This is a genomic window from Nesterenkonia massiliensis, from assembly GCF_000455245.1.
Lineage (GTDB): Bacteria > Actinomycetota > Actinomycetes > Actinomycetales > Micrococcaceae > Nesterenkonia > Nesterenkonia rhizosphaerae.
This window is the reverse complement of sequence record NZ_HG005168.1, coordinates 1-26070: the sequence shown is the minus strand read 5'-3', so window position 1 is coordinate 26070 and position 26070 is coordinate 1. Positions and strand designations below refer to the sequence as shown.

25 protein-coding genes and 3 tRNA genes are annotated in these 26070 nt (G+C 62.0%); 10 read left to right on the top strand and 18 right to left on the bottom strand.

Features of this window, described 5'->3' with window-relative positions; translation table 11 throughout:
* Positions 1-13: 13 nt before the first annotated feature.
* From TX78_RS07280 to TX78_RS07255, 6 genes are all read right to left on the bottom strand, one after another.
* Entirely contained in the window at positions 14-592 is a 579-nt protein-coding gene (locus tag TX78_RS07280; protein WP_044495054.1) for a hypothetical protein, read from the bottom strand.
* Between the two features lie 170 nt (positions 593-762).
* Positions 763-966, bottom strand: coding sequence for a cold-shock protein (locus TX78_RS07275; protein WP_044495052.1), 204 nt, complete (start codon positions 964-966; stop codon positions 763-765).
* Between the two features lie 172 nt (positions 967-1138).
* A complete protein-coding gene (locus TX78_RS07270) occupies positions 1139-1456 on the bottom strand; it encodes a DUF6457 domain-containing protein (RefSeq protein ID WP_044495051.1) in 318 nt (105 codons plus the stop codon).
* Between the two features lie 30 nt (positions 1457-1486).
* Positions 1487-1984, bottom strand: coding sequence for an HNH endonuclease (locus TX78_RS07265; RefSeq protein WP_044495049.1), 498 nt, complete (start codon positions 1982-1984; stop codon positions 1487-1489).
* Between the two features lie 163 nt (positions 1985-2147).
* Positions 2148-3065, bottom strand: a complete 918-nt coding sequence (locus TX78_RS07260; RefSeq protein ID WP_044495047.1) for a C40 family peptidase — start codon at positions 3063-3065, stop codon at positions 2148-2150.
* A 449-nt stretch (positions 3066-3514) separates the two neighbouring features.
* Entirely contained in the window at positions 3515-4240 is a 726-nt protein-coding gene (locus TX78_RS07255; RefSeq protein ID WP_044495354.1) for a metal-dependent transcriptional regulator, read from the bottom strand.
* Between the two features lie 73 nt (positions 4241-4313).
* Here TX78_RS07255 and serC point away from each other — a divergent pair, with 73 nt between their 5' ends.
* Complete coding sequence (serC, locus tag TX78_RS07250; RefSeq protein ID WP_044495046.1) at positions 4314-5432, top strand: phosphoserine transaminase; 1119 nt, start codon at positions 4314-4316, stop codon at positions 5430-5432.
* A 74-nt stretch (positions 5433-5506) separates the two neighbouring features.
* Here the strand turns inward: serC and TX78_RS07245 are convergent, their stop codons facing one another.
* A complete protein-coding gene (locus TX78_RS07245) occupies positions 5507-5848 on the bottom strand; it encodes a DUF3027 domain-containing protein (protein WP_049897616.1) in 342 nt (113 codons plus the stop codon).
* Between the two features lie 8 nt (positions 5849-5856).
* Positions 5857-6240, bottom strand: coding sequence for a cold-shock protein (locus tag TX78_RS07240; protein WP_044495351.1), 384 nt, complete (start codon positions 6238-6240; stop codon positions 5857-5859).
* Between the two features lie 160 nt (positions 6241-6400).
* On the opposite strand from TX78_RS07240, the gene TX78_RS07235 reads away from it, so the two are divergent.
* The 4 genes from TX78_RS07235 (at position 6401) to TX78_RS07220 (ending at position 9545) form a co-directional block, all read left to right on the top strand.
* Positions 6401-6640, top strand: a complete 240-nt coding sequence (locus TX78_RS07235) for a hypothetical protein (protein WP_044495044.1) — start codon at positions 6401-6403, stop codon at positions 6638-6640.
* Between the two features lie 92 nt (positions 6641-6732).
* Positions 6733-7461 (top strand): response regulator transcription factor, encoded by a 729-nt coding sequence (locus tag TX78_RS07230; RefSeq protein WP_044495043.1) that lies wholly within the window; start codon positions 6733-6735, stop codon positions 7459-7461.
* Between the two features lie 43 nt (positions 7462-7504).
* The gene (locus TX78_RS07225; protein ID WP_044495042.1) at positions 7505-9061 is read left to right on the top strand and encodes a sensor histidine kinase; all 1557 of its coding nucleotides are present in this window, start codon (positions 7505-7507) and stop codon (positions 9059-9061) included.
* Between the two features lie 193 nt (positions 9062-9254).
* Positions 9255-9545: a WXG100 family type VII secretion target gene (locus TX78_RS07220; RefSeq protein WP_044495041.1), complete on the top strand. Its 291-nt coding sequence runs from the start codon at positions 9255-9257 to the stop codon at positions 9543-9545.
* A gap of 77 nt (positions 9546-9622) precedes the next feature.
* Here the strand turns inward: TX78_RS07220 and groL are convergent, their stop codons facing one another.
* On the bottom strand, positions 9623-11257 hold the full coding sequence (gene groL, locus TX78_RS07215; protein ID WP_044495040.1) for a chaperonin GroEL: 1635 nt from the start codon (positions 11255-11257) through the stop codon (positions 9623-9625).
* A gap of 303 nt (positions 11258-11560) precedes the next feature.
* Complete coding sequence (locus TX78_RS07210; protein ID WP_044495039.1) at positions 11561-12193, bottom strand: LytR C-terminal domain-containing protein; 633 nt, start codon at positions 12191-12193, stop codon at positions 11561-11563.
* Between the two features lie 84 nt (positions 12194-12277).
* Here TX78_RS07210 and TX78_RS07205 point away from each other — a divergent pair, with 84 nt between their 5' ends.
* Positions 12278-12979 (top strand): uracil-DNA glycosylase, encoded by a 702-nt coding sequence (locus TX78_RS07205; RefSeq protein ID WP_044495038.1) that lies wholly within the window; start codon positions 12278-12280, stop codon positions 12977-12979.
* On the opposite strand, the gene TX78_RS07200 is transcribed toward TX78_RS07205, so the two are convergent.
* The 6 genes from TX78_RS07200 to TX78_RS07175 form a co-directional block, all read right to left on the bottom strand.
* Positions 12959-14959, bottom strand: coding sequence for a threonine/serine exporter family protein (locus TX78_RS07200; protein WP_049897613.1), 2001 nt, complete (start codon positions 14957-14959; stop codon positions 12959-12961). The two genes, TX78_RS07205 and TX78_RS07200, sit on opposite strands and share 21 nt — an antisense overlap.
* Before the next feature lie 117 nt (positions 14960-15076).
* Positions 15077-15150: transfer RNA gene (locus TX78_RS07195), tRNA-Val, on the bottom strand.
* Between the two features lie 401 nt (positions 15151-15551).
* Positions 15552-16250 carry an SDR family oxidoreductase gene (locus tag TX78_RS07190; RefSeq protein WP_044495346.1) on the bottom strand — a complete coding sequence of 233 codons (699 nt, stop codon included), beginning with the start codon at positions 16248-16250 and terminating at the stop codon, positions 15552-15554.
* A gap of 317 nt (positions 16251-16567) precedes the next feature.
* Positions 16568-17998 (bottom strand): MDR family MFS transporter, encoded by a 1431-nt coding sequence (locus TX78_RS07185; RefSeq protein ID WP_081652679.1) that lies wholly within the window; start codon positions 17996-17998, stop codon positions 16568-16570.
* A 163-nt stretch (positions 17999-18161) separates the two neighbouring features.
* A tRNA-Thr gene (locus TX78_RS07180) sits at positions 18162-18234 on the bottom strand.
* A 102-nt stretch (positions 18235-18336) separates the two neighbouring features.
* Positions 18337-19281: a DsbA family protein gene (locus tag TX78_RS07175; protein ID WP_049897612.1), complete on the bottom strand. Its 945-nt coding sequence runs from the start codon at positions 19279-19281 to the stop codon at positions 18337-18339.
* A 200-nt stretch (positions 19282-19481) separates the two neighbouring features.
* On the opposite strand from TX78_RS07175, the gene TX78_RS07170 reads away from it, so the two are divergent.
* The 4 genes from TX78_RS07170 (at position 19482) to aceB (ending at position 24932) form a co-directional block, all read left to right on the top strand.
* Complete coding sequence (locus tag TX78_RS07170) at positions 19482-21026, top strand: alpha,alpha-trehalose-phosphate synthase (UDP-forming) (RefSeq protein ID WP_049897610.1); 1545 nt, start codon at positions 19482-19484, stop codon at positions 21024-21026.
* Between the two features lie 43 nt (positions 21027-21069).
* On the top strand, positions 21070-21882 hold the full coding sequence (gene otsB / locus TX78_RS07165; RefSeq protein ID WP_044495034.1) for a trehalose-phosphatase: 813 nt from the start codon (positions 21070-21072) through the stop codon (positions 21880-21882).
* Positions 21883-21891: 9 nt separating this feature from the next.
* Positions 21892-23220 (top strand): DUF4032 domain-containing protein, encoded by a 1329-nt coding sequence (locus tag TX78_RS07160; protein ID WP_081652643.1) that lies wholly within the window; start codon positions 21892-21894, stop codon positions 23218-23220.
* Positions 23221-23330: 110 nt separating this feature from the next.
* Positions 23331-24932, top strand: coding sequence for a malate synthase A (aceB, locus tag TX78_RS07155; RefSeq protein ID WP_044495032.1), 1602 nt, complete (start codon positions 23331-23333; stop codon positions 24930-24932).
* 9 nt (positions 24933-24941) lie between these two features.
* On the opposite strand, the gene TX78_RS07150 is transcribed toward aceB, so the two are convergent.
* The gene (locus TX78_RS07150) at positions 24942-25589 is read right to left on the bottom strand and encodes a hypothetical protein (RefSeq protein WP_147640441.1); all 648 of its coding nucleotides are present in this window, start codon (positions 25587-25589) and stop codon (positions 24942-24944) included.
* 225 nt (positions 25590-25814) lie between these two features.
* A tRNA-Pro gene (locus TX78_RS07145) sits at positions 25815-25891 on the bottom strand.
* Positions 25892-26070 lie beyond the last annotated feature (179 nt).

The following is a 26070-nucleotide window of genomic DNA, read 5'->3' as shown; positions in this document are numbered from 1 at the left end:
GCGGTCAATTCCGTCAGCTGTACGGCACATCCTTGGGCGCACCGTAGCCGGAGCGCTGCAGCGGAACGCGCAGGAACCCCGCAATACGTTCTGCTTCCGCCAGCAGCGGCTGCCGTCCGCCGAAACCCGAACGGCTCTCCTTGGCCAGTACAACCTCTTCACCGGCGCGGGTATTCAACAGGATTGTGGAAATCCGCTCCCGTGAGCTGCCTTTGTCGTGGTGACGAATCCGAAGCTCGGTATGAAGCAGCACATGCTGGCTGCCGGCGGCATCGAAGGTACCCTCGTGGCGCCGCAGCCCGAAGAACTGAGAAGTCCGCCATTCACTGTGACCGTATCGGCGCAAGGTCACATAAATTCGCTTCGCTAAGGCCCCGAAGGTCAAACCGACGATCAGAAACACCAGGGGCACCAAAACAGCCCACCACGCGCCGGACTCTCCCGGCCTTGAGGACTGAGATGAGATGAGGGAAAACGCCACGAACCCGCTAAAGAGAGCTCCGCCAAGGCCAATCGCCATTCCCACGGTGGGGATCAGCAAGCTCCCGCTGCGCAGCTCGATAGCCTCAGCTCCCGCCTCATCGATTCTCATATGTGGCCCCTTCTCGCTGTCGGCTATTGCTGTTCCGCCCCCAGCATATGCACAGCACTGCTGAACCTGCTGAGCAGGCCCAGAGGGCATGAAAAAACCGGCCCTTCCCCCAGAGATCTGGAGGGAAGGACCGGTTTTTAGGGGTTCAGATCATCGAACCCTCAAGCTGTTTACAGCGGGGTGACGTTCTCAGCCTGCAGACCCTTGGGGCCGCGGGCGGTCTCGAACTCAACCTGCTGGTTCTCCTCGAGGGAACGGAAGCCGGAAGAAGTGATCGCGCTGAAGTGCACGAAAACGTCGTCTGAGCCGTCTGCGGGTGCAATGAACCCGTAGCCCTTCTCAGCGTTGAACCATTTGACGGTGCCAGTGGCCATGATATTTCCTTACTGTGTTTCTTTGAGCGCATCGATAAATCACGATGCTCACCCGTTTCCCCCTGGCCAGGCGGAACGGAGATCTTTATATAGCCACTGACTGATGAAGCAATGACGTGTCATTCCTCAGACTACGCTACTAAGGCCCATACGCCAATAGTGTTGAGGATTCTTATCCGACGGCGTTGCTTCGGCGCTGCAGTAACCGTTCCGCCACGCGAGTAGCGGCGCGGGAAGCAGTCTCGAAATCTGCCTGCCCAGACGCTTCTGCAAGTCCGGAGACATAACCCACCAGGAACGTGGTCACGGCCCCGGCATCACCGTTGACGGCATCGCGGGCCTGCTCCGCCAGCGTTGTCACAGCGGCCGCATCAATATTGATGTCTTCAATCTCCAGGTGATGGGCCAGCTCTTGGATCCACAGCTGGAGAGATTCATCAACTGTCTCCGGGGCGCTCTGCGGTTCTTCGTTCTGCTGCGGTTCGCTCATTGGTTCACTTTCTCTTCTCATGTGAGGACGCTATACGCTCGCATGGTCAAGGAACGGCATCCATGCCTCGTGCGGGGCATCAAGCTCCTGCGGCAACCACATATGGTGCGGCGGTGCCTGTGGGGTGATGTTCAACCGCCAGCCCAGCTGCTCCAGGGTCTTATCCCCTTTCCGCACGTTACACGGACCGCAACAGGCCACCAGGTTGTCCCAGCCGGAATCCCCGCCGCGAGATTTGGGAATGACATGGTCCACAGTAGCGGCGGCCTTGCCGCAATATGCGCACTGGCGCCCATCACGGCGCAGAATTCCTCGCCTGGAGGGGGCGCTGGGTCGGCGTCGGACAACACGCACGTACTGGTGGAGCAGGATCACTGCCGGCCGTGGCATCAACATGGAAGGAGAGAGGATGGGCTGACCATCCTCAGCAAGCATGCTGGCCTTACCTCGCATCACCAGCACCGCGGCACGCCGCGATGTCACTACGCTCAGCGGCTCATAGCCTGCGTTGAGCACCAGCGTCCGCATATCAGTCCTCCCGGACGGTATCGGGGAAGAAGGTCATACTGCGATTCTCTACCAGAGATCACTATATCCCCACGGCAGCGCGGGGAGTTGTGCGGATATAGCAGTGGGGCGTGACCCAGATGGATCACGCCCCACTGCTATGGACATCTTGTGGGCTTAAGGATCAGCCGCCGGGCCGCAGGTAAGCGGTCACCTGGTGCCAGCCCTCATGAGCGCCGTGCAGACGCACGCCACCGGACGAAGTGGCGGAGATGACCTGACCGTTGCCAACATAGATGCCGCCGTGTCCCTGTCCATTGGCGATGACGATGTCGCCGGGCTGCGGGGTGGAGACACGGGGCAGGCTGGCCATCATGCCATGGGTAGTGCGGGGGAGGCCGCCCCGACCTGCACGGGCGTAAGCCCAGTTGATGAAGCCGGAGCAGTCGAAACCAGCAGTGGAGGTGCCACCCCAGAGGTAGGGAGTGCCAATACCTGCGTAGGCAGCCCTGGCCACGGAGCCGTTGCCACCGGAGGGAGCCTCTGCCGGTGCCGAGGTGGCTTCGCTGCTGGAAGCCGCGGTTGCGCCGCTGGACTGGGACTGCTGAGCAGGTGCCTGCTGGCTCTGCTGGGCGGGTGCCTGCTGGCTCTGCTGGGCGGGTGCCTGCTCTGCGGTCTGGCTGTAAGTCTGGGTGCTCTGCTGAGCGGGTGCCTGCTGAGCTGCCGGGGTCACGGCTGCCTCAGTGGCTACAGGAGCCTGAGCCTGTACCGGCTCAGGTGCGGGGCTGGTGGAGACCACCGGGCGATCGAATGCCAGGTCCACTTCGTGGGAGGCAGTGACGGCCACCGGTGCAGAGTTGCTGGTGCGCTCCACTGCCAGCTCGGAAGCGTTGACCTGGAGGATGGTGACCTCGCGGCCCTCCTGGCTGGGGCCCTCAGCGGATGCATTTGCCGCCACGCCGGAGGTGATCACCAGGCCGGAAGCAGCAAGGGCAACAGCCGCGGTGCGACCTGCAGTACCTGCGTTGGAGGCCACGGCGCTGGCAAGGGTGTTGCGAGCGCGGCGCTCACGGCGCGAGGCGATCGTGGTGTTCTCTGTCACTTCTTCTGAAACCTCTCCCTGGTTCGGCGGGTCCGCCGGTGTGGAACGGGCAGCCGGGATGCTGCTGGTTCCAGGTCGTTAACCGACCGCGGTTCCCGCCCCCTGCCATGCGGTAGTTTGCGAACTTTCTCTGATCGGCTGCAGGGATTTCGCCGATCCGAGGCGCCTGGGGCATTTCGGACATCTGCCCCGGGCACGTCGATGACTTTATAACAGGTTGATATAAATGTCACGCTCAGGTCACGGTAAGCGTGACCTGAGCTGGCGCAACCCTTGGGTTATCCCGGAAATCCTCGGCTTCTGGCCCGGAATTCCGCGGTTGATCACAAGATGGTCGCGAGACCGAGCAAGTTTGTCACAGATGTGTCACATTCACAAAAGGGTCTCCTCAGCCCAATTTCTCGCCGCGAGACTCCCCGATGCGCGCCACCAGCGCCTGAGACGGGAGGTCAGGACGCAGTGATTTCGTGCACGAAGATGTGCTGAGCGACTTCCAAGGGCAGTTCCACTTCGAAGGTTCCCTCGGTGTCATCGAGCACAGTCAGCAGCGCATATGCAGCACTCAGCCCACCGACCTCAACCCTGGCACCGGGGCGCAGACCGACCTCCAGGAGCTGCTCCAGGACCTCTGGTTCGACTTGAATGGACTCCGCCAGACGCTGCACCTTCCAGGAGGAGACCCCTGCCCCGGCGTCGTACTGTTCTGCAGCCTGACGCAGGGTAGTACGCGCCAACGCAGCGGCCGAGGAGTAATCCATTCCCAGCTTCTCCAGACCGGGAATGGGATTGCCGTACGGGGAGACCACCGGATCCTCGAGGATCTCCAGCAGCCGACGCTCCACCCGCTCGCTCATCACGTGCTCCCAGCGGCAGGCTTCCTCGTGGATATAGGGCCACTCCAGGCCGATCACATCAGAGAGCAGTCGCTCTGCCAGGCGGTGCTTGCGCATCACCTGCACCGCCAGATCGCGCCCCTTCTCGGTGAGTTCGAGCTGACGTGAGGCATTGAGCACCAGCAGGCCATCTCGCTCCATCCGCGCCACAGTCTGGGAGACAGTGGGCCCTGAATGCTCCAGGCGCTCGGCGATACGGGCCCGCAGAGGAACAATGCCCTCCTCCTCAAGATCGAGGATTGTCCGCAGATACATCTCCGTAGTGTCGATGAGGTCGGTCAACGTCAGCACTCCGAATCAAACTAGTATGAGGGCGGCAATCGATTCATTACATCATCTCACTCCAGGAGACCCTGTGGCCGCTGAGCACGTGACCATCCCCGGCGAACTGATTCCTTCTGACGGGCGGTTCGGTGCCGGTCCTTCCAAGGTCCGACCCGAGCAGATCCGTGCCCTGCATGATGCCGGACGGCGCCTGCTGGGCACCTCCCACCGGCAAGCACCTGTGAAGAACCTCGTGGGCAGCATCCGTGAAGGTCTGGGTGAGCTCTTCACCCTTCCGGAGGGCTATGAGGTAGTGCTCGGGGTGGGCGGCTCCACAGCATTCTGGGATATCGCCGCTTTCGGATTAGTGGAGAAAAAGGCCCAGCACCTGTCCTTCGGCGAGTTCGGTTCCAAGTTCGCCAAGGCCACCCTCCAGGCGCCCTTCCTGCAGGACTCCAGCATCCTCACCGCCGAGCCCGGCACCCGCCCCTCCCCTGTTGCTGAAAGAGGAGTTGACGTCTACGCCTGGCCGCAGAATGAGACCTCCACTGGTGTGGCCGCCCCGGTGAAGCGGGTGGAAGGAGCCGACGACGGCGCCCTGATCGTCATCGACGCCACCTCGGCAGCCGGTGGTCTGGCGGTGGATATCAGCGAAACAGATGTGTACTACTTTGCCCCGCAGAAGAACTTCGCTTCCGATGGCGGGCTGTGGCTGGCGATCATGTCCCCGGCAGCCCTGGAGCGTGCCGAGCGGATTGCCGCCCAGCGCTGGGTCCCGGACTTCCTGAATTTGACCACAGCGATCGAGAACTCCCGCAAGAACCAGACCTACAACACTCCTGCACTTGCCACGCTGGTGACCCTGGAGGACCAGATTCGCTGGATCAACGAGTCCGGAGGCCTGGACTTCGCCGCAGCCCGCACCGCTGACTCGGCATCCCGCGTCTACAGCTGGGCGCAGGCACATCAGCTGGCCCAGCCTTTCGTCGCCGCCGCCGAGGACCGCTCCAATGTGATCGTCACAGTGGACTTCGACGAGTCGGTGGACGCTGCAGCACTGGCTTCCACGCTGCGGGCCAACGGCATTGTGGACGTGGAGCCCTACCGCAAGCTCGGACGCAATCAGCTGCGCATTGCCACCTTCGTCTCCATTGAGCCCCAGGACATCAGCACTCTGCTGCGCGCCATCGATTATGTACTGGAACGCTGAGCGAGAAACTGGCTCAGTCTAGACACTGGCCCACTCCAGAAGCTGGCCCAGTGCAGCATTCGGAGGCCCTCGCCCTAGGCGGGGGCCTCCGCTGCATCCTGGACCTTCTCAGAATCACTGACTCTCGCGCTCCAGGGCACCCATTCCGGGGCTAGCAGCGCCCCGGCCCCGGGCAGGAGACCAAGTTCACAGATGGTGACCTTCTTACTGCGCGGTGAGCGCGCAAGGGTCACAAACCACTCCCAACCGGTATAACCAGGCTTCAGAGCTGTGAATCGATGGGTGATCAGCCGCTCGCCGTCTGCCACAGCGCTCAGATGCTCGCCGATCTGTTCAACCGGGGTGATCTCGGCAAGTGCCTCACGGGCGGTATCAACCGCCTCTGTGAGCAATGCATCCTTCTTATAGCTGGGCATGGTTTTCCTTAGGCGTCGAAGTCGTCAGCTACGCGGCGCAGCAACGCAGCAATCTTCTTGGACTGCTCAGACTTAGGGTAGTGCCCCTTACGGAGCTGACCTGTGGTGTGATCCAGCAGGTTCACCAGATCCTGGATGACTTCTGCCATTTCATCAGCAGGCTTGCGGGTGGCGCGCACCACTGAGGGGGCCTCGCTGAGGATCCGCACGCTCAGCGCCTGCTTACCGCGCCGCCCGTCGGCAATACCGTATTCCAGACGGGTTCCGGACTTCACTGCCGCTGCCGAGGATGGCAGAGCCGAGGAGTGCAGGTACACCTCCTGGCCGTCGTCGCCGGTGATGAATCCGAAGCCCTTCTCAGCGTCGAACCATTTCACTTTTCCGGTTGGCACGTGCTCCACCTTCTGTGTCTCATAAGGATGAGGTCCCTTCCCCGAGGCTCCCTTCAATGGGGACTGCGGGACGGAACCTCATCTGTGTCAGTGTTCTTGTAGAACATCTAGGGTACCGCTGAAGCTTCCCGATCGTGCCACCTGACTTAGAATCAGGTCTATGTCCACGCTTTCTGCCGCCCCCAGCCCCCTGGCACGTGCGGTTCTCATACTGGGTGTGGTGATCACTGCAGCATCCTTTATTGCCCTGCTGCTGATCATCGGCCTCTACTTCGCGCAGATCACACCCCACGCAAGTCTGTACTGGACCGCCCTGTGGGGTTTCCCGGCGGGATTCGCGCTGATGTGCACCTATATGCTCATCATCGTGGCGAGACGGCGTCGTCGTCAGCTGGCCTGAGTACCGGTTGCCGGTTGCGGCTAACCCAGCACTAACCAGCCAATCAGGATCCTCACAGCAAATCACCAGGATCCGAGGGAAAACTGACGCCTGTGACTGACAAGACTCCGGAAGCCAAGCTGCTCGTCGTCGACGATGAGCCCAATATCCGTGAACTGCTAGCAACGTCCCTGCGTTTTGCAGGTTTCGAGGTAGCAGCGGCCGCCAATGGCCGCGAGGCACTGGACACCGCTGAGGAGTTCCAGCCTGACCTCGCCGTGCTGGACGTGATGCTGCCCGATATGGACGGCTTCACCGTAACCCGCCGATTGCGCGCGGCCGGCAAGCACTTCCCGGTGCTGTTCCTCACCGCCCGTGATGACACCGAGGACAAAATCACCGGCCTGACAGTGGGCGGCGACGACTACGTCACTAAGCCGTTCTCGCTGGACGAAGTGGTCGCTCGAATCAAGGCCGTGCTGCGCCGTACCGCACCTTTTGAGGATGAGGACGCCGTGATCACCATCGACAACCTTGAACTCGACGACGACGCTCATGAAGTACGCCGCGACGGTGAAGTCGTAGAGCTCTCCCCCACCGAATTCAAACTGCTGCGCTACCTGATGATGAACCCCAACCGGGTACTGTCCAAGCAGCAGATCCTGGATCATGTCTGGGAGTACAACTTCAATGGGGATGCCTCCATCGTGGAGTCCTACATCTCCTATCTGCGCCGCAAAATCGACTCCGGCGCCGAAGGTGCCCCGGCCATCCAGACCAAGCGTGGCGTGGGATATGTGCTGCAGACCTGGGAGCGCCGCCAGCGCAGCCAGGGCCTGTAGATCACTGCCGACTCCCCGCAGGTTCTGCACCTAGACTTTCGCTATGCGCTTCATCTCCTCGCTCAGCCGCGCCTGGCGCAGCGCTTCCCTGCGAACACAGCTGGTGGCAATCACCTCAGGGTTGCTGCTGCTGACGCTGTTCGTGACCACTTTCGTCTCGGCGTCGCTGTTCCGGCAGGAGATGGTGCGGAACCTGGACGAGGAGCTTCGGGACAACGCTCAGAATGTTGCCCAGTACTTGGGCTTCCAGGTGGATCAGGGCGGATTCCAGCCCTCCATTATTCGCTTCCACGGACGCATTCTGGATGCCGAGGGAACACCGATCGAAGGGCGTTCCACCCATCCAGTGGTGGAGGGTTTCGACTCCCCGCAGCTACCGGAACTTGATGCGGATCAGGCCAGGGAGCTGGCCGGGCAGTCCTTTGATGTTCCCGGGACCACGGAGAATTCCCGCGGCTGGCGCATGCAGGTCCACCCCTTCACGAATGAAGACCGCGAGATCCTGGTGATCGCTCTGCCGCTGAACTCGGTGGAGACCTCGGTGGAGCGCGCCACGTTCCTGGTGGCCACGATCGGGCTGCTGGCCACCCTGGGCGCCTCCATCATCGCTTACTCCTTGGTGACCCGGGCGTTCCGCCCGCTGCTGCGCGTAGAGAAGACGGCGGCAGCCATCGCAGGCGGTGACTTCTCCCAGCGCGTGCAGACCACAGCACCGGCAGAGACTGAGATCGGCCGCCTGGCGAACTCACTGAACATCATGCTGGCCCATATTGAAGCTGCTTTTGACTCCAGGGTTGCGTCAGAGCAGAAGATGCGCCGCTTCATCCAGGACGCTTCCCATGAGCTGCGCACCCCACTGGTCACGATCCGCGGCTTCTCCGAGCTCTACCGGCAGGGCGGCATCAGCGACAACCCAGAGGCGGTGGGCATGGCCATGGGGCGCATTGAATCCGAAGCCACCCGGATGGGCCAGCTGGTCGAGGACATGCTGACCCTGGCCCGGCTGGATGAGCAGCGTCCTCCGCAGATGCGGCCACTGGACCTCAATATCATCGCCCATGAAGCAGTCATGGATCTGGTGGTCAATGCCCCAGACCGCGAGGTCAAAGTCATCGGACTTCACGACGGCGCCCCTAAACCGGCACCCGCCCTCGGCGATGAGGGCAGGATCCGGCAGATTGTGACCAACCTGGTCACCAATTCACTGCGCTACACCCCCGATGGCACGCCCATCGAACTTGCAGTAGGCACCCAAGTTGGCGAGGACGGCAGCGAAGAGTCTGTTCTGGAAGTTCGCGACCACGGCGATGGCATCTCAGCTGAGGACGCGGAGAAGATCTTCCAACGCTTCTATCGCGCAGATAATTCTCGTCAGCGTGAAACCGGTGGAACCGGACTTGGGCTGGCCATCTGTGCAGCGATTGCAGCTCAGCACGGAGGGAGTGTTCGGCACTCGGATACCGTCGGCGGCGGTGCCACGATGACTCTTCGTTTGCCCAAGGGTGAGGATCTTGACACCGATCACGAACATGACGCTGAGCTGGACGAAGAGGAGATCGAGCACCTGCGGCTGGCGGCCTTGGAGAGCCGGGAGCAGTGAGTGTGCTGAGCGGCTCTTAGACGGGAGGCGCGTCGAGAGTTTTCCCCAGGCTACTGCGCGGCGCTCGCAGGTGCTGTGTCTTCACAGTTGAGGTTCGTCCCCGGCCTTAGGGCTGAGCGCTCCTCCTAAGCTTCTGAAGCAGGAGGTCGATAGTGCCTCCGCCCCTTCACCCCAGATCCTAGGAGCCGCAGTCATGGCCGTATTCCAGATTGATACCGCCGACCTTCTGGCCAAGAGCCAGTCCGTAGAAAGCACTCTGAGCCGCATCCAGTCTGATGTCAACATGATGGAAGGGCAGCTTCGGCAGCTGCAGGACACCTGGCGGGGCTCAGCCTCGGTGGCCTTCCAGGATGTCCTGACCCAGTGGCGCAGCACCCAACTGCAGGTGGAACAGTCACTGGCCAGTGTCCGTCAAGCCATGGCAGCCGCCTCGCAGCAGTACGAACAGACCGAGACCGCCAATACTCGCATATTCGGACGCTGAGCCGAGGACCGCCGCAAGAAACAACAAGGGCCCCGCAGGAAAGTCCTGCGGGGCCCTTGTCAGCGTTGAGGCGGTGATTACATCATGCCGCCCATGCCGCCCATGCCATCCATGTCAGCACCAGCGCCGGCCGGGGTCTTCTCCGGCTTATCGGCAACTACTGCCTCAGTGGTCAGGAAGAGGGAGGCGATGGATGCAGCATTCTGCAGTGCAGAACGGGTCACCTTCACCGGATCGTTGACGCCGGCCTCCAGCAGGTCCTCGTACTCGCCAGTGGCAGCGTTGAGGCCGGTGCCGTCGGGCAGTCCCTTGACCTTCTCAGCGACCACGCCAGCCTCCAGGCCAGCGTTGATGGCGATCTGCTTCAGCGGAGCCTCGATGGCGACCTTGACGATATTGGCGCCGGTGGCCTCATCCCCTTCCAGAGAGAGGTTTTCGAAGGCACGCTTGCCAGCCTGAATCAGGGCCACGCCACCGCCGGCGACGATACCCTCATCCACGGCAGCCTTGGCGTTGCGCACAGCGTCCTCGATGCGGTGCTTGCGCTCCTTCAGCTCCACCTCGGTCGCGGCCCCGGCCTTGATGACTGCCACGCCGCCGGCCAGCTTGGCCAGGCGCTCCTGCAGCTTCTCACGGTCGTAGTCGGAGTCGGTGTGCTCGATCTCAGCCTTGATCTGGTTCACGCGACCGGCGATCTCGTCGGCGTCGCCGGCGCCCTCCACGATGGTGGTCTCATCCTTGGTGACAACCACCTTGCGGGCGGTGCCCAGCAGATCGAGGGTGGCGTTCTCCAGCTTCAGGCCGACCTCTTCGGCGATGACCTGACCACCGGTGAGGATAGCGATATCAGCCAGCATGGCCTTGCGGCGGTCGCCGAAGCCCGGTGCCTTCACGGCCACGGACTTGAAGGTGCCCTTGAGCTTGTTGACCACCAGTGCGGCCAGGGCCTCACCCTCAACGTCTTCTGCGATGACCAGCAGCGGCTTACCGGACTGCATGACCTGCTCCAGAACGCCAATGACGTCCTTGACGGAGGAGATCTTGGAGTTAGCGATCAGGATGTAGGGGTCTTCCAGGACTGCTTCCTGACGCTCTGCGTCAGTGACAAAGTAGCCGGAGAGGTAACCCTTATCGAAGCGCATGCCCTCGGTGAGCTCCAGCTCCAGGCCGAAGGTGTTGGACTCCTCGACGGTGATGACGCCTTCCTTGCCCACCTTGTCGAGGGCCTGGGCGATCAGTTCACCGATCTGGGTGTCTGCAGCGGAGATGGAGGCAGTGGCAGCGATCTGCTCAGTGGTCTCGATTTCCTTAGCGGACTTGAACAGCTCGGCGGTGACGGCCTCCACGGCCTTGTCGATGCCGCGCTTCAGGCTCACCGGGTCGGCACCGGCGGCCACGTTGCGCAGGCCTTCCTTGACCAGTGCCTGGGCGAGGACGGTGGCGGTGGTGGTGCCGTCGCCAGCGACGTCGTCGGTCTTCTTGGCGACCTCTTTGACCAGCTCAGCGCCGATCTTCTCGTAGGGGTCCTCCAGCTCAATTTCCTTGGCGATGGAGACACCATCGTTGGTGATGGTGGGGGCGCCCCAAGACTTCTCGAGAACGACATTGCGGCCGCGGGGGCCCAAGGTGACCTTGACGGCGTCGGCGAGGGTGTTCAGACCCCGCTCAAGGCCGCGACGGGCCTCTTCGTCGAATGCAATAGTCTTTGCCATAGTGGCACGTGTCCTTCCTGGACTCGGCTTTGTCTAAAAACCAGTGGGTGACAATTCAGACGTTTTCGCGTCAGCTGGGTCGAACCTTGTCAGATGCCCGCGACGGACGGCCTAGCCCCGGCGTCACCCAGGGCTTCAACGGCCTCACCTGTCAGGTTCTACTTAGCAGTCTCGACACGAGAGTGCTAAGTCAATTTTTAGCACTCTCACCCGCCGAGTGCAAGGCACTTTGAGTCTTGCGCCCAGGGCGAAGGAGAAGGCTCGGACCGGGCGTTTAGCTCGCTGAAGAAGCAGGCAGGCTCGCTACTGCGCGCTCTCCACGCCGACAGCCACGGCAATCACCCCGGCATCGGTCCAACCGTCACTGGCGCAGGTAGCTGCACCCAGCTCCTCGGCGATCCTTGCGGCCACGGCCTCCTGCGCCGGTGGATGCACCACCACAGGCGCAGTCTCCCCGCAGGTGTTCCAGCCAGCGCTCCAGTTGTCCTGGCCGGTGACGTTGAAGCCAGCACCTTCCAGCTGGGTGCGCACGCTGCCAGCCACACCGGGTGTGCCGTCGTAGTTGTACACATAGATGGGGAAGTCCAGATCGGCCTCGGCACCCTCTTCAGGCTGCTCATCCTCAGGAGACTCGCCCTCTTCACCTTCGGGGGCGGGCTCAGCCTCATCCTCATCAGCCGGCTGCTCGTCCTGAGTCTGCTCGTCCTGAGTCTGCTCTTCCTCGGCCACCGGCTCGTCTTCTCCGCGCAGCCATGAGCCGCCGAAATAGGCCACAAGTCCCACGATCAGCGCAAAAGCGGCAAGCAGACCGATCCATTTCAGGCCGCCGCCGGAAGCTCCCGATGCCACGGCGGAACCCGGAGCACGGTGCTTGCCGACTTCGTCCGACTGGTACGGGGGGACGTCGTCGAACTCATCGTGGGAGTACTGGCTCATGGGCCACATTCTACGGGCGAGGCAGTTGTCTCAAGTGCATTGGGCATTTCCAGTGCCTTTCGGCGTGTGCTTTACAGTGGGGGCGTGACGGAGACAGCTGAATTCATCGCCCCTCTGGAATCGGGCTGGGAGCAGGCCCTGGCCGGGTGCGAAAGCCACTTCGCCGCCCTGCGCCAGCAGCTGGATGCACGCCGCAGCAGCGGGGAGCAGATCCTTCCGGAACCCGCCCATGTGCTGCGTGCATTCCGTCAGCCCTTTGATGAGGTCCGGGTCTTGATTCTGGGTCAGGACCCCTATCCGACGCCGGGGCACCCCATCGGCATGTCCTTTGCGGTGGCTGCAGATGTCCGACCGCTGCCGCGCAGTCTGCAGAACATCTTCAAAGAGCGCGAAACGGATCTCGGCATCCCGCCCAGCCCCCACGGAGACCTCACCGCCTGGACTCAGCAAGGAGTCCTGATGCTCAACCGCGTGCTGACGGTAGCCGCTGGAGAGCCAGGCTCCCACCGCGGCCTGGGCTGGGAAGCAATCACCGAAGCTGCCGTGAAGGCACTGGTCGCACGCGGCACCCCGCTGGTCTCGATCCTCTGGGGTGCCCATGCCAGGCAGCTTGAACCGCTGCTGAGCAGCGGGGAACACACTGAGGTGATTGTCTCCGCCCACCCCTCGCCGCTGTCGGCACGGCGCGGGTTCTTCGGCTCCCGACCCTTCTCCCGTGCCAATCAGGCCCTGCAGCAGCTGGGCGCCGAGCCGGTGGACTGGCAGTTACCGACGCCGGCCGCGTAGCCGTTCGTTGGATTGCAGGCCTGAGGTGAATGGCCGCATCGTGACGTCGCCGAGCACGATGCCGGCGGCGATCGCCATGATGATGATCAGCGCATTGAACAGCTGGAAGAGACCGGCCATCATGAACGTCGTCGAATTCTCGATGGCGATCTGATACATACCGCGGAAGATCATCAAACCCGGCAGCATGAACATCATGGCCGGAACGGCAACCACCAGCTGCGGTGCCCCTAAACGCAAGGCCACTATCCGTCCCAGCGCACCCACGACGACGGCACCGATCACCGGAGTCACTCGCTCCCCGAGCCCGATGATTTCACCGATGTAGAAAGCCGTGAAACCCAGAGCGGAGACGACGCCGGTGGGCAGCAGCATCCGCCAGCTGGCCTGCTCCACCACAGCAGCAGCGATGGCCGCCAGGAATACCAGCGCCACCAGCACCGTGGGATGGTAGATCCGGCTCAGCCCCTCGGCCACCTCAATGGGCGGTGCCCCCAGCAGGTCAGCAATGACCACAGCGGTCATGATGCCGCTGGTCATCCCGGCGAAGGCGATCATGGTGGACACTAATCGTCCGGCTGAGGTGATAGGGAATCCGTTGATCGCATCCTGGATCGCCGAGACGATCCGAATACTGGGCAGCAGGATCATCAGCCCACCGGCCACCACCATCGACGGCGTGACTTCGGCGTCGAGCATAAAGGCGGTCATGGCGATGCCGGTGACCACAAAACCGCCTGCAGCCAGGGTGAAGAACTCCGGAACCCGCCAGGTGGTCAGCTGCCGCGTGATCCACAGGACCACGATGGTGGCCGCAAACCCCACAGCAGAGTCCAACGGGGGCGCCCCCAAGAAGGAACCGAAGGCACTGGCGAAGATCGCACCAGCGAGGGTGACCAGCCAGCGCGGATAGGGCTTGGGCTCGCGGGTGATCTCCTCAAGCTGCTGTTGGGCTTCACTGCGCGTGGTTCGGCCGGCGATGATGTCCGTGACCAGCTCATGCACGGAGGCAAGAGCCTGAAAGTTATTGGACCAGGAGCGGACCACCCGCACCCGGGTATAAGGAATCTTGCCCTCAGGTGCCCAGTTCAGCACGATCGACTGGTTGGTGATATCCACATCGGTGTTCTTCATACCGAACGCGGCGGTCACAGCAATGATCGAAGACTCCACCTCAAGGGCACCGGCACCGTACCGGAAAAGCGCCTCACCCAGGTCCAGCACATAGGCGATAGTGGCCAGTTCATCGGCCTCCACATGCTGCTCTGCCTGGTAGGGATTCTCGTACGGGGTGCCGGCCAGACGGTCGATGAGCGACTGTTGGCCGGTCTCCGGACGATCGGTCTGCATGATGCGCCGAAAAACATGCTGCGGATTAACCCGCCGATCGAACACCGCGCGGTCAAGGATCTGCCCGGACTTGAGCTGACTGCCGAAGTTGGGCTTGAGCCAAGACGGGCGCAGAACCGAACGACGGCGCAGCGGGATTGCCTCAGTCACCGGACCCAATCCCGGTAGGGCGGCGGTGCCAGTCTGGTTCAGCGGGTCATGCGGACCGCCGCGGGACGGCATCGCTCCGGTCGGTGGTTCAGCAGAATCAGCGAGGCTGAAGTCCTCGGTGTACTCGTGCCGGGCCGCCTCCGCCTCTGCAGCTTCGGCCTCCTCCGCAGCGCGCGCTGCAGCTTCGGCGTCGTACTCCTGCCACTCAAGGGCGGCTTCCTCTGCTGCGGACTGCCAGGAGGAGGCAATGGAGCCGGTGAGACTCTTGACGAAGCCCTCGTCCTCATCATCTTCGGTGGATGACGGGCGCACCAGCGGAATCAGGCTGGTATCCGTAGAAGGCTCCGAGATGACCGGATCGATCGGAGTGGTCTCATAGGTGCCGGAGTCGGGGTGGGCAGCAGTGTTCATGGCAGCCTCGTTGGTATGGGCCTGCTGCTGGCCACTTTCGCGGTGGCCGGCTGGGTTCTGCTGTGCCATAACCCCTCCTCTCAAGCAAAGTCCATCACAAATAGGCCCACCATGTGGCAGGCCTAGTGCGAAATCTTAAGGAAAGATGCCTGTGAGTCAGGCCAAGAGAGATGAGAAACTCATCAGTGGATCTGATTGGACTCGAACCAACGACCTCTCGCGTGTGAAGCGAACGCTCTAACCAACTGAGCTACAGATCCATCTAGCACCATCTGCGCAGCGCGCGGATCAGTGCCGTAAAAGGTTAGCACCCCCACCGCGCTATCCCCAACTCAGTGTTAGTTCCGCGGGCGGGGGAACCCCGCCACGCTCTCGGCCGCGTGCAGTGGCCGCGGCCTTCACACCTAAAGAGCTCAGCGAGGAGTTGAGTGGTCAGTTTGTCCGCTAAGACGCGGGCAGAACGCCCCTTGGGTTTTGATAGACGAAATGACCACTCACTTCTGGCCACCGTTGCGTAAAGGTCAGTTATCGGGGCCCTCTAGGCGGCGAGTCACCTGCATTCCTCAGCCGAACTTGACCCGATTTCCGCAGGCAACTCACCGCCCAGCACACCTCGCGCCGGGCAGAACAGCTTCCCGAGGAGTGATCGGCAGCTACGCGCCTAACTGATGGCCTCAGCGATCGGGGTGGTTCCGTCGAAGAAGTTCACCGTCTCGCGGTGACCCGCGCCGGTGTTAAGCACATGCGCGATCACCTCTGCCACATTCTCCCGCGACGTCTCAGTCGCCTCATTGCCACCCTGAGAGGTGGTTGCCGCCGCTGCCTCAGCATCGGTGACCAGGATTTTGCCGCTGGCTGGCTCCAAGGTGAGCTTCCCCGGACCCAGGATCGTGTAATCCAGGCTGGTGCCGCGCAGGTGCTGATCCGCGCGATGCTTAGCCTCTGCATAGGGGTAGAACGAGCTGGACTGATCCAGAGTGTGGACATCCACCTGGCTGCGCACATAGGACACCATGACGTACCGCTTCACGCCTGCCGACTCGGCCGCATCCATGGTGCGCACTGCTGCCTCATAGTCAACAGCTTTGGTCCTGGCGGGGTTGCCACCGCCAGCACCTGCCGAGAACACAACCGCCTCAGCGCCAGCAAAGATCTGAGCGATCTCCTCGGTGCTTGCCTTTTCCACATCAAGGAGCTCTGCCGTTGCCCCCGTCTGCTCCACCTCGGATATGTGTCCGGGGTTCCGCACGACCGAGGTGACCTGCCAGCCGGCAGCCACCAGCTTCGGCGCCGCCAGCAACGCGATTTTTCCGTGACCGCCGATGATGACGACCCGCTTCTGAGTTGTGTCTTCAGCCATGATTTCGCTCCGTTCGGTTCGCTTCACGTCCTACACCCCCCCAACAGCTCAGTCGGGGCTATATTCCCTGCCTGATCGGGCACCCAGGCATTTCACAACATGAGTGTTGCGTAATCCCGACGGCGTGTCGTAAGGTGTTGCTCACTTGGGTGCGACAGGGGCCCGCTCGGTGCGGGCGGGCCCCGCTTCCCAAGAGCCACCACCTTCTGAAGCCCACTGCGACGGTGGCAAGCTTTCCGGCCCGGAAAGCCCCCTCAATACAGCAAGGCCCGCCGGATGATCATCATCCGACGGGCCTTTTTGCCTAGCTGTGACGGTCAGGCGCCTTCTGCCTTGGTGGGCTTCAGGGTCGAACCGATGATCAGAACCACCACGCTCAAGCCAGCAGCCATCCGGAAGGCCGCGCGGAACCCTTCCACCGCAGACTCTTCGGCGCCGAGTCCGTTGGCGGCAGCCGCTGCGGCACCAATACCCATCACGGCCACCAGAGCCGCAGTGCCAATAGCTCCAGCGAGCTGCTGCAGGGTGTTCAGCACCGCAGAACCATGCGAGTACAGTTCGCGCGGAAGCGGGTTCAGCGCAGTGGTGAAGGCCGGGGTGAACAGCAATGCCAAACCGCCGGAGAGCACCAGGTGGATGGTGAGGATGAGCGGAACAGGCGTCGTCGCGTTCAGCAGTCCAAAGCAGAAGAGCGCGCCGATCAGGATGATCGCACCCGGGATGACCAATGGCCGGGGACCGATCTTGTCATAGAAACGCCCCACGAACGGCGCCATCAGTGCCATCAACAGACCACCTGGCAGCATCAGCAGACCGGTCTGCAGGGTGTCGAGTCCGCGGACAGTCTGCAGGAACATCGGCAGCATGATCAGCGCACCGAAGAGGGCGATCATCATCAGCAGCATCATGATCAGCGACCGGGTGTACATGGAGTACTTGAAGGGCTTGAGGTTCAGCAGAGCAGAGTCCGTGCGCTGCAGACGGACCTGCAGCAGTGCGAATGCCGCCAGGCACACCACGCCGATGATCAGCACAGCAATGGCCACCGGATCCACGCCGGCTCCGTCGGCAGCTTCCACTTCAGCGGCACCGTGTCCGCCGCCGATCTGGCTGATGCCATAGACCAGGCCGCCGAATCCGGGAACGGCCAGCAGTACTGACGAGATAGAGAGCCGCTGACCCTTCACGCCCGGATCGTTGTTCAGTCGCGGGCGGCCCAGGAACAGTGCGATGATCGCGATCGGCAGGATCACCAGGAACAGCCAGCGCCAGTCTGCAATGTGCAGCAAGAAGCCTGAGAGCGTGGGGCCTACGGCCGGGGCCACGGAGATCACGATGGAGATATTGCCCATCACCACACCGCGGCGGCGCACCGGCACCAGAGTAAGCACGGTGGTCATCAGCAGCGGAAGCATCACCGCAGTACCCGCGGCCTGCACGACGCGCCCCACGAGCAGGAAACTGAACGTCGGCGCGAACGCGGCCAGCGCTGTACCGGTGATGAACAGCCCCATCGCCAAGCTGAAAACTGTCCGCAGGCTCAGACGCTGCATCAGGTAACCGGTGGTGGGGATCACAACGGCAAGGGTGAGCATGAAGGCAGTGGTCATCCACTGCACAGTGGGTTCACTGACATCGAAGACATCCATGAGTCTGGGCAGCGCCACGTTCATGATGGTCTCGTTGAGAATCATGACGAAGGTGGAGACCAGCAGCGCGCCAATAGTCAGCTTCTCTGCACTGGTCATGGTGTCATCGGTCGGTGCTGCAGGGCCTGTCGACTGCGCCTTGCTAGATGAGGATTTTTTGGGCACGACTGGGCCCGAGGCAGTTTTGGGTTCCACGCCAGGATTCTCCTAAGCAGAGTGCCGCGACGGCGGCCAAAAACTAGGCTCAGCTCTTAAGCCTTCGAGCCCCCTCCCGGGTTCGAACCGAGGACCTACTGTTTACAAGACAGTTGCTCTACCAGCTGAGCTAAGGAGGCGTGGTGGGGGATGATCCGTCACCAGCTAGACATAGTATGCCCAGCCGGCGGCTCAGATCAACCCGTCACCGTATTGGCTGTGTTCCACAGCCTAAGGAAGGGCTACTCGTCTTCGCCGTCGTCGGTAGAACCGGCATCCTCAGGGGCCTCTGCCTCACTCTGCCCGATGTCTTCGGCGTCGAGCTGCTCCTCGGCCTGCTGGACAAAGTCGGACTCAATACCGGCCTCCTCGGCGTACTCGCTCACCTCGGTCATGAGCGCTTCGAAGAAGGTGTTCGGCTCGTACTGGGAGTCATCCACGTAAATAGTGGGGGTGCCGCTGACTCCCTGCTCCCAGGCGGTATTGCTGACATAGGCGACAAAGGCGCGGTAGGTGGCGTCATTGATGCAGGATTCGATATCCACGCCGTAGCTGTCCTGGGCAATCGCGGCCAGGGACTCGTTGTTGATCTCCTGGCCCTGGTAGTTCGCAGTCACATTGGAGAGGTAGCCCTTGTAGTTCTCCGGGGAAGCATCCGCCATGCAGGCGAAGGCGTTGGCCGCACGCGCAGAGTAGTTGCTGCGCGACTGCAGATAGGAGACCGAGCGGTACTCCAGGGTGATCAGTTCCTCATCCAGAAGCCCGCGCAGAATCTCCTCGTAGGCACCTTCAAAGTTCGCACAGTGGACGCAGTGAGCATCAGTGAAGATGGTCAGATGCGGCCGCTGGCCCTCTTCACGCGGCTGGGCGCTTGCCGGGCCGTCACCTGAGGGGGTGTCCTCGGCGTCGATAGTCCCCAGATCCGCTCCCTCGGCAAGCTCCGTGCCGGAGGTCAGCACAAAACCGCCTTCATCGGTCGCCGCAGCCGGGGCAGGGCCCTCGGTGTAGTTGCCACCGTTGCCGTCGCGGGTCAGGACCACAAGAGCAATTGCGACGACGGCGATGACCGCGATACCGACCACGCCGATGCGTAGCAGCAGCGACTGGCGCTTCTGCTTGCGCTCTTGCTCCTGCTGAAGCTTGCGGGCCTGCTCGCGCGCGCCGGCGCTGGTGGTATTACGTGCCATGTGCTCTCCACAATGCGGTAGAAGAAGGTGTACGGATGAGAGCCCAAGGGACTCCAGACAACTCCATCCAGAGTACCTGTTAGGCACGACGACGAGGCGGACCTTCATCCAGCAAACGTCCAGCCTTCTCGCGCAGAGTGACAAGAGCCCGCGTCAGGGGGCACGTAGGGTGGAAACACGAGAGATCAAGGGGTGCTTCCATGGGCCAGAGCGAGCAATCAGTGAGCAACGACACACAGCAGCAGGAGCAGCAAGCTCCCACGGGATACGACTTTGTGGTGGTGGCCAACAGGCTGGCTGTCAATCGCGTCACACTCAGTGACGGCAGCACTGGATGGCAGCGCTCCCCGGGCGGTTTGGTCACCGCATTGGCTCCCATCATGGCCGCCTCAGAGGGCGCCTGGGTGGGATGGCACGGGGCTCCGGATGAAACATTGACACCCTTTGACCATGAAGGCATGCACCTGCATCCTGTGCCGCTGTCATCCGAAGAGGTTGAGGATTATTACGAGGGCTTCTCCAACGGGACGCTCTGGCCGCTCTATCACGATGTCATCGCCCGTCCAGACTTTCACCGCCACTGGTTCGAGGCCTATCGGCGCGTCAACCAGCGCTTCGCTGAAGCCGCAGCCAAAGTGGCAGGTCAGGGCGCCACGGTCTGGGTACAGGATTACCAACTGCAGCTGGTCCCTCAGATGCTCAGAGATCTGCGCCCGGACGTCAAGATCGGATTCTTCAATCACATCCCGTTCCCGCCTCCGGGTCTTTTTGCACAGCTGCCCTGGAGGCACTCGGTGCTTCGCGGACTGCTGGGCGCGGATCTGATCGGCTTCCAGCGTGAGTCCGATGCCCGGAACTTCCAGCGTGCAGTCCGGCACAGGCTGGGGCACTACATACGCTCGGACAAAATCTATGTGCTGCTGGAGGAGCCTAGTGAGACCAGCTCGCAGATGAAGGGCTTCAATGTGGATCCCAGCCGCGGCACGGCTCCCCGGCAGCTTTCTGCACCGGGTGAGGGTACCTACCGGATTGCAGAGGCCAAAGCCTTCCCCATCTCCATCGATACGGACAAGATCGTAGAACTGGCTGCCCGCGAGGACATCATCGAACGTGCCCGGCAGATTCGTGAGGATCTCGGCAACCCTGAGACAGTGTTCCTCGGCGTGGACCGGCTGGACTACACCAAAGGAATCAGGCACCGAATGAAGGCCTACGAGGAGCTCCTCCAGGACGGCGAGCTCACGGTGGGTCAGGCCTGTTTGGTGCAGATCGCCTCACCCTCGCGAGAAGGTGTGGAGTCCTACCAGCAACTGCGTGACGAGATCGAACTGGCCGTGGGACGGATTAACGGTGAGTTCGACAGCATGGCTCATACCGCCATCCGGTATCTCCACCATTCCTATCCGGTGGAGGAGATGGTGGCCCTCTATCTAGCCGCAGACGTCATGCTGGTCACCGCGCTGCGTGACGGCATGAACTTGGTGGCTAAGGAGTATGTGGCGGCCCGTGCCGACGGCACCGGGGTGCTGGTGCTCAGTGAGTTCACCGGGGCGGCCGATCAGCTCCGGCAAGCGCTGCTGATTAATCCCCATGACATCGATGAGCTCAAAGCCGCCATGGTCAAGGCTGCCCATATCGACCCGCAGGACGCGACCCGCCGGATGCGGAGTCTGCGCCGCCAGGTAGTCTCACATAACGTCAACCGCTGGGCACGTGACTTCCTGGACCGCCTGGCCACGCTCTGACCCGTTTCCCACGACGACGCCATTCCACGCCGAGGAGATCTTTGTGACTGCTGACGCCCTATCCCCTGAGCTGCGTGCTGCCGCCGAACGTTTCGCTGCGGCAGATTCGCTGTTGATCTGCCTCGATTTCGACGGTTGTGTCGCCGAGCTGGTCGCCGACGCTTATTCAGCCCGGCCGGTAGCTGTCAATGCTGAGGCTATCCGCCGCCTTGCGCCCCTGAAGGATGTCACCCTGGCCTATGTCTCAGGCCGTCCGCTGGTGGATCTGCAGAATCAGGCTGATCCGCCGGAGGGCACTGTGCTTGTGGGCTCCCATGGGGCCGAGAAATATCTGGGGCCGGACTCGCCCGGTTTAGAGCTCACCGCTGCACAGGAGGCTGCCCGCACAGAGGTGGCTGATGTCCTGGAGCAGATTGCCGGGCAGTACGATGGCGCCTGGGTCGAGCATAAGCCCGCCGGTGCTGCTATTCATGTGCGCCATATAGATGATGACCAGGCCGCGGAGCAGGTGCTCAACGAGGCCCGCGCGGCGCTGTCAGTAATTGATGGCGCCCATGCGAAAGAGGGCAAGAAGATTCTGGAGGCCGTCGTCGTTCTTGCTACTAAGGGCGAAGCCATCCAGGAGCTGCGCGAGCTGCTGAAACCCGCGGCGGTGTTTTTCGCCGGAGATGACGTCACAGATGAGCATGGTTTCGCGGTGCTCGGTGATGGTGATCTGGGTGTGAAGGTCGGAGAAGGTGACACTGCCGCTGAGTTCCGCATTCCCGAGCCCGCCGCATTGGCCCAAGTTCTCAATGTTGTGGCTGAGGCCAGGGAATCGGCCCAACCTAGGGAATCAACGCAGCCCAGACACTAGACTGCTCCCATGAGCCCCCGTCCCGCACCAGGCCTGAGTCTGACCGCGTCCGGAACCATTCCGCAGGAATTGCTGGATCTGCCCTGGCACCTCCCGCTGCAGGAATGGCCCCAGGACATCTTGGCCGCACTGCCCCGCGGCATCTCCCGGCACGTGGTCCGGTTCGCCTATCTGGGTGGATCCGTGATTGCCATCAAGGAGACGTCAGAGCGCGCAGCTCGGCATGAGTACCAGATGCTGCGTCGGCTGGGCAGACTCGGTGCTCCCTGTGTGAAGCCGGTGGCGGAGGTGACCGGACGGTCCGCCGAGGACGGTCAGCCGCTCTCTCCGGCGCTGGTGACCCGGCATCTGCGGTTCTCCCTGCCTTACCGGGCGGTGTTTAACCAGATGATGCGCAAGGAGACTTTGCAGCGCATGATCGACGCCCAGGCGCTGCTGATGGTGGAACTGCACCTCCTGGGCTTCTACTGGGGCGATGTGTCCTTGTCCAATACGCTCTTCCGTCGTGACGCCGGAAAGTTCGCCGCCTACCTGGTGGACGCTGAGACCGGTGAGCTGCACGCGAATCTCTCTGCAGGTCAGCGCGAATATGACCTCGACGTCGCCCAGGTCAATATTGCTGGTGAGCTGATGGACCTGATGGAGGGCGGATTCGTCGACGAGGACGTCGATCCGGTAGCCACCAGCCATCAGTTCATCGACGCTTACCGTGGCCTGTGGCACGAGCTGACCGGGGACACCGCCTTCAACCCGGATCAGCAATGGCTGGTTGAGGAGCGGATCCGGCGCCTGAACGAGCTCGGCTTCGACGTCGAGGAATATGACATCCGCTCTGCTCGAGAAGACAGCAAGCTGCTGCTGCGCCCGAAAGTGGTGGACCCCGGTCACCACCAGCGCCGGCTGATGAATCTCACTGGTCTGGATGTGCAGGAGAACCAGGCCCGCCGACTGCTGGGAGCCATCGATGCGTATCGGGCCCAGACCGACCCGCACGGGGACGAGGCTGTGGCGGCGCATATGTGGACCCAGACGGTCTTCCAACCCACCCTGGCCAAGATCCCCCGGGAACTGCGCAATAAGCTGGAGCCGGCCGAGATCATGCACCAGCTTCTGGAACACCGGTGGAAGCTCTCCGAACGTGAAGGCCGCGATGTCTCGTTGGAGGATGCACTGCCTTCATTCATTGAGGAGGAGCTGAGCACCCTTCGGGACGAGGCGACCTTGATGATTAACCCACCCACGGATGTGGTCCGGCAGATGGAACTGAACAACAGCCTCAGCCCAGAAGACCTCGAGTATGACGAGGACGCCTCAGTGTGGGCGGCTGATCCAGACTGATCCTGACTTCTGGAGCAGCGGCTCTTATACACACATCAGCTCCACCCGGTTAAAGTGGGAACTGACCTCGAGGTGACCTAGAACACGAGTCGACTGCAAGGGAGCAGCATATGACGATCATGACGAAAGAGCCGCACGAGGTGTCCGGCGCTGAGTCCATCCTCACTGAGGAGGCGCTGGCCTTTGTGGAGGAGCTGCACAGCCGGTTCGCCGGGAGACGAAACGAGCTGTTGGCTCAGCGCAAACAGGCGCAAGCGGCAGCCGCTGATACTGGAAAACTGGATTTTCCTGAGGAAACCCGTCAAGTACGGGAGTCTCAGTGGACTGTGGCTGAGCAGTCTGCGGCTCTGCAGGACCGCCGGGTAGAGATCACCGGCCCGGCAGCACCGGCCAAGATGGCCATCAATGCGCTGAACTCTGGTGCCAAGGTGTGGCTGGCCTGCCTGGAGGATGCGCTGTCGCCTACCTGGCGCAACCTGATGGAAGCACAGGACAACCTGTACCAGGCAGCCCGGCGCACGCTGAGCTTCACCTCTGCGGAGGGCAAGGAGTACGCGCTGAGGACCGATGGCGCCTTGCCCACGATTGTGGTGCGTCCCCGTGGCTGGCATCTGCCGGAGAAACATGTGGAGATCGACGGCGTCCCGGCAGTGGGCGCTCTGGTGGACTTCGGCCTGCATTTCTTCCACAACGCCAAGCTCCTCCATGACAACGGCGAAGGCCCGTTCTACTACCTGCCCAAGCTGGAGCACTATCTGGAGGCCCGGCTGTGGAATGAGGTGTTCAGCTTCGCGGAAGAGCGTCTGGGATTGCCCCACGGAATCGTCCGTGCCACTGTGCTGATCGAGACAATTCCAGCGGCCTTCCAAATGGACGAAATCCTCTATGAGCTGCGCGAGCATGCCTCAGGTCTCAATGCCGGCCGCTGGGATTACCTGTTCTCCATGATCAAGTACTTCCGAGCCTCCGGCAGCAGCTTTGTGCTGCCTGACCGGGCACAGGTGGGCATGACTCAGCCCTTTATGCGCGCCTATACCGAGCTGCTGGTGAAGACATGCCATCAGCGCAACGCCTTCGCCATGGGCGGGATGGCCGCGTTCATTCCGAACCGGCGCGAACCAGATGTCACCGCTCAAGCCATAGAAAAGGTTCGAGACGATAAGTCCCGCGAGGCCAACGACGGCTTTGACGGATCCTGGGTGGCCCACCCTGATCTGGTGGAGATTTGTGCTGAGGAATTCACCAGAGTCCTCGGCGATCGACCCCACCAGATCGACCGCAAGCGCGAGGACGTGAGCGTCTCCGCCACGGACCTGCTCAACGTTGCAGATGCAGAAGGCGATGTGACCGAGGCGGGAGTACGGGCCAATATATATGTGGCGACCTACTACACAGCGGTCTGGCTCTCGGGCAATGGTGCCGTGGCAATCCACAACCTTATGGAGGATGCTGCCACTGCGGAAATCTCACGATCCCAACTCTGGCAGCAGATCCATAACGGGACGATCACTGCAGACACCGGTACCAAGGTCACCAAAGAACTGGTCGATGCGTTCTTCGCGGAGGAGATGGAGAAGCTACGAGCTGATATCAGCGACGAGCAGACGTTCACGAAGTACTTTGAGCCGGCCGCGGAGATTGTGCGGAAACTAGTCCTTGATGACGAGTATCAGGACTTCCTCACGCTTCCTGCCTATGAACTGCTCGCCTAGCGGGCAGGCCTAGAGATTGTTCTCTCGGAAGAGTCGCTCATCGGGATCGGTGAGCGACTCTTCTAGTAACCAGCGGTTATTCTTCAGCGCCTGCAGGTCCTGGGAGACTACGGTGTCGCGCGTCCGGGCCACCGCTTCTGCCAGCACACTGATCTGGTCACGGAACTCCTGGGCGTGCTGCGGCTTGGCGGTATCTGGAAGCTCGAGGAACAGTTCCAGGGTTCGCGGCAGATGTCTGTGAATAGTCGCAGCTACTGCGTCTTGCTGGTCTGGGGTCCGGCGCAGCGTTTCCCAGCGCTCAATGATCTCACCAAGCCCGACCAGAATCATCCGAAGCTGGCCGTGCGTCGAAGGGGGCAGCTGGGCAGAACGCGTGCGCACCATGGACTCGAACTCAGAGAGCGACTCCCGCAGTGAGGTCTGCTCTGTGGTGACTTCAGCCCTGCGTCGATGCAGGGAGATCTCCCGGCCGGTCACCATACCGTAGGTACCGGCGGCTGCGGCACCGCCTACCACTGTGCCTGCCGCGAACCCCCAGGGGTTGGGCAGCATGATCAGCACCAACAGTAGGAAACCTGCGACAAATGCTGCCGCAGCGGCGATGATCTTCACTTGCTGCTGCCGGCGGCTCTGCGGCGACGGTCCGTCAACTCTCACTGTCGTCCTCTCCTTTGGTGCGGCCAACACATTACAGGGCCAAAGTGAGTGCTGCCTTGAAGAAGCCCGCTTAGCACGCGGGGACACTCCATTTCCGCGACCACGACTACTGCCTCACGCTGTGATAGCGGAAAAAGAGAGGGAGCCACCCACACGGGTGACTCCCTCAGTTCATGCACTCACTGGATCCGCATGCTGGATGCGAACTCGCCGGAGCCATAAATGTGGTCGGGGTGACAGGATTTGAACCTGCGACCTCGTCGTCCCGAACGACGCGCGCTACCAAGCTGCGCCACACCCCGTGGCTGCGCACGATGCACCCGAAGGTCTCCGCACGCGAGGAACAATATTACCCTGGTTGTCTTCTCACTGCCAGTTGAAACCCCGGCACTGACGATATCCAACCCAGTGAACTCTTGGTAGATACAGCAAAAGCCGAGAGCCTTCATCGTCTTTGATGAATGCTCTCGGCTTTCACTTT

Coding starts and splice junctions, on each gene's coding strand:
- TX78_RS07210 (WP_044495039.1), bottom strand. CDS start 12,193: ATGAGCCAGTACTCCCACGATGAGTTCGACGACGTCCCCCCGTACCAG.
- TX78_RS07175 (WP_049897612.1), bottom strand. CDS start 19,281: ATGGCACGTAATACCACCAGCGCCGGCGCGCGCGAGCAGGCCCGCAAG.
- TX78_RS07245 (WP_049897616.1), bottom strand. CDS start 5,848: ATGCCCAGCTATAAGAAGGATGCATTGCTCACAGAGGCGGTTGATACC.
- TX78_RS07265 (WP_044495049.1), bottom strand. CDS start 1,984: ATGCGGACGCTGGTGCTCAACGCAGGCTATGAGCCGCTGAGCGTAGTG.
- TX78_RS07185 (WP_081652679.1), bottom strand. CDS start 17,998: ATGACCAGTGCAGAGAAGCTGACTATTGGCGCGCTGCTGGTCTCCACC.
- TX78_RS07270 (WP_044495051.1), bottom strand. CDS start 1,456: ATGAGCGAACCGCAGCAGAACGAAGAACCGCAGAGCGCCCCGGAGACA.
- TX78_RS07280 (WP_044495054.1), bottom strand. CDS start 592: ATGAGAATCGATGAGGCGGGAGCTGAGGCTATCGAGCTGCGCAGCGGG.
- TX78_RS07200 (WP_049897613.1), bottom strand. CDS start 14,959: ATGGCACAGCAGAACCCAGCCGGCCACCGCGAAAGTGGCCAGCAGCAG.
- TX78_RS07190 (WP_044495346.1), bottom strand. CDS start 16,250: ATGGCTGAAGACACAACTCAGAAGCGGGTCGTCATCATCGGCGGTCAC.
- TX78_RS07160 (WP_081652643.1), top strand. CDS start 21,892: ATGAGCCCCCGTCCCGCACCAGGCCTGAGTCTGACCGCGTCCGGAACC.
- TX78_RS07220 (WP_044495041.1), top strand. CDS start 9,255: ATGGCCGTATTCCAGATTGATACCGCCGACCTTCTGGCCAAGAGCCAG.
- TX78_RS07235 (WP_044495044.1), top strand. CDS start 6,401: ATGTCCACGCTTTCTGCCGCCCCCAGCCCCCTGGCACGTGCGGTTCTC.
- TX78_RS07225 (WP_044495042.1), top strand. CDS start 7,505: ATGCGCTTCATCTCCTCGCTCAGCCGCGCCTGGCGCAGCGCTTCCCTG.
- aceB (WP_044495032.1), top strand. CDS start 23,331: ATGACGATCATGACGAAAGAGCCGCACGAGGTGTCCGGCGCTGAGTCC.
- TX78_RS07275 (WP_044495052.1), bottom strand. CDS start 966: ATGGCCACTGGCACCGTCAAATGGTTCAACGCTGAGAAGGGCTACGGG.
- TX78_RS07170 (WP_049897610.1), top strand. CDS start 19,482: ATGGGCCAGAGCGAGCAATCAGTGAGCAACGACACACAGCAGCAGGAG.
- groL (WP_044495040.1), bottom strand. CDS start 11,257: ATGGCAAAGACTATTGCATTCGACGAAGAGGCCCGTCGCGGCCTTGAG.